Origin of the sequence: Luteimonas rhizosphaericola (assembly GCF_029888045.1) — a bacterium.
GTDB lineage: Bacteria > Pseudomonadota > Gammaproteobacteria > Xanthomonadales > Xanthomonadaceae > Luteimonas > Luteimonas rhizosphaericola.
Window position 1 is genome coordinate 1 of the sequence record NZ_JARXRN010000023.1, and the last position, 2,393, is coordinate 2,393.

3 protein-coding genes are annotated in these 2,393 nt (G+C 57.4%); all 3 read left to right on the plus strand.

Translation table 11 applies throughout. The features are described from left to right. Positions 1 to 116: 116 nt before the first annotated feature. Positions 117 to 440: a hypothetical protein gene (locus QFW80_RS08885; RefSeq protein ID WP_280601401.1), complete on the plus strand. Its 324-nt coding sequence runs from the start codon at positions 117 to 119 to the stop codon at positions 438 to 440. A 445-nt stretch (positions 441 to 885) separates the two neighbouring features. Then, positions 886 to 1,293 (plus strand): hypothetical protein, encoded by a 408-nt coding sequence (locus QFW80_RS08890; RefSeq protein ID WP_158636514.1) that lies wholly within the window; start codon positions 886 to 888, stop codon positions 1,291 to 1,293. A 66-nt stretch (positions 1,294 to 1,359) separates the two neighbouring features. After that, entirely contained in the window at positions 1,360 to 1,950 is a 591-nt protein-coding gene (locus QFW80_RS08895; protein ID WP_280601406.1) for a hypothetical protein, read from the plus strand. The last annotated feature ends 443 nt before the right edge of the window (positions 1,951 to 2,393 follow it).

The window sequence follows — 2,393 nt, forward strand, 5'->3', positions numbered from 1 at the left end:
GGCGTACAGTTCCGGCCACGGGGCCCGGCAGTTCCGTCGCCGGCGCCCTAACTATTCGTTCAAGCCGAACCCGCTTCGCGGGTCGGCTTAACTCAGGCGTTAGACCGCAGAAGACCATGACCGATCCTGACGCCATTCTCGGATTTGCCTTTCTGGCCGCGCTGCTCCTGCTTGGCTCTGGAAGCTGGCTGTTACATCGGAAATTGAGGTCAAGATCCAGCCTGATACTGCTTATCTCCCTTGTCTTCAGCGCGGCATGGGTCTTGATACTGTCTCAGATAGCAGATCACTTCATACTGGGCGCGTACGCCGTTCAAGCTGACAAATCGCTTCTCAGCATTGCCTATATCGCAGTCAATATCGTTGTTCCAGCGGTGCTTCTCGTCATCTTCTCTGCATCATTTTTTGCACTGGCCAGATCGCTCAAGCCTGCGGTCTAACAATTCATTCAAGCCGACGCCGCTTCGCGGCGCGGCTTAACTCAGGCGTTAGGCGGCAAGGACAGATATGAGCAACTTGCAGCGGACAGCTAGGCTTGTGGGTTGGCTATGGTTTTCTCTTGCATTGGCAACTCTGACAAACGCCGCCTTGCTCTTCCGTATCGACTTCCGTGCTTCCCAAGGGGAAGATCCAACCGGCTTCGCTCTAACGTTCGCCATCATCAACGTCCTAGCGTCACTTTGGTTTCTGCTTTGCGGAACTGCCTTGGTTCGGAGTTGGCGAGGGACGTTCTGGTGGTTGGGACTACCTGCCGCGTTGCTGGTATTGTTCGGGCGCATGTTGTGGGAGTTCCGGGGTGGCTTTGCCGCCTAACAATTCATTCAAGCCGACGCCGCTTCGCGGCGCGGCTTAATTCAGGCGTTAGGCATCAGTTGAGGGTTCATCGTGGATCAGGATAAGTGCATCGCATTGAAGAGAGAGCTCCAGACTCAGGCGGAGCCGCAAGTCGTTCCACTTGATCGATTCTTCGACGGGAACGACGATGAAGGTTCCATTGGCTGCAATCTTGTCCCTCATCCCGGAGTTCCGCTATTTCGAGACACTCTGCTTGGGTTGCTTCAGCGTCCTGACGTAACCGCCGTATACGCCCTGATCTCCGAGCTTGACCCAGACGATGACTCATGGCCTTTCACAGACACAGTTTTGGTGGCGGGCACTATCCAACCGGAGGCGCTCACTGAGGCTCTTTCGGCGCTTCAACCAGACTATGTCGCCTTCGCCGATCCAGACGAGATTGGTCAGTTGGGCATCGAGCCTCCTGTCGTTCAGGGTGTTACGGCATGGTGGGACTGATGCCTAACAATTCATTCAAGCCGACGCCGCTTCGCGGCGCGGCTTAATTCAGGTGTTAGGCACCTCATGAAAGATCAGCGCGTCTTCTGGCTCTGGTTCGAACGCAACGAGCAGCGCTTTCGGAACGTTGAGGTCGACGATAAGGAGCAGCTCCTTGATGAGATCCTGGAGCAGTTGCACGCCTACTGCCCGAACCTTTGGTTCGAGATTGGGCGCGCAGATGACGGCGTTTGCGAACTGATCGTAACCGCTGAGGGAGACATAGATCACTTCTCGGCCGTTCGCACGCTGATTGCTGCTGCACCACCAGTTCCGGGCTGGCGATTCTTAGCTTTTAAACCTGCGATGGGGTTCGAGTTCGATACTAGCTACGCTGGAATCACGTTCAGCCCAGAAGCGACGTGGTACTTGCCACTCCGTTCCTCCAGCGACCCGTCGGCGCTTGGGCTACGAGTTGGCTACGCTCACTTTGACGCTACGCGGTCGCAAGACTTCCTGACAGGCACCTTCATCATGCTTGAATGCGCGCTGGGCGAGCTTGCGCTCGCGGAGAAAGTCCAGCACATTGAAGTGGCGGCACTTCCTTCCAGCCCAGAGACCAGCGGGTACTCTCCACTGCCGCAACTCGCTGACCTAGTTCATGGCGAAGGTGCCTAACAATTCATTCAAGCCGACGCCGCTTCGCGGCGCGGCTTAATTCAGGCGTTAGGCGGCACGCTGCAATGTCGTGCTATTGAGTGTCGTCGCAATCGGATCGGCCAACGTGCTGCCATCATCTTTGGCTTCGGCCAAGTAGTCGCAAGCGCGCCGGGACAGTTCGTCGCGGCCGGCTTCGGATGGCTGGACTCAGGCGTTGCAATCGGACCGTCCATCGCAGGCTTCGGCCAGGTCCGTGGACAGGTCCCGGGCCGGCGCACCCAGGCGCCATTGGCTTCGGCCACATCCCAAGCCAAGAGCTTGCCGCACCCCGGTTTTCGTCGTAGCGTTCCGCCTAACAGTTCGTTCAAGCCGACGCCGCTTCGTTACACAAAGCACATGGCAGGTAGAGCTTGCCATGTGCTTTGCTCCACTACGCGGCGCGGCTTAACTCAGGCGTTAGG

What these genes read in the sequence shown, in the direction of transcription:
- QFW80_RS08895 (WP_280601406.1), top strand. Translation starts at nt 1,360, where the DNA reads ATGAAAGATCAGCGCGTCTTCTGGCTCTGGTTCGAACGCAACGAGCAG.
- QFW80_RS08885 (WP_280601401.1), top strand. Translation starts at nt 117, where the DNA reads ATGACCGATCCTGACGCCATTCTCGGATTTGCCTTTCTGGCCGCGCTG.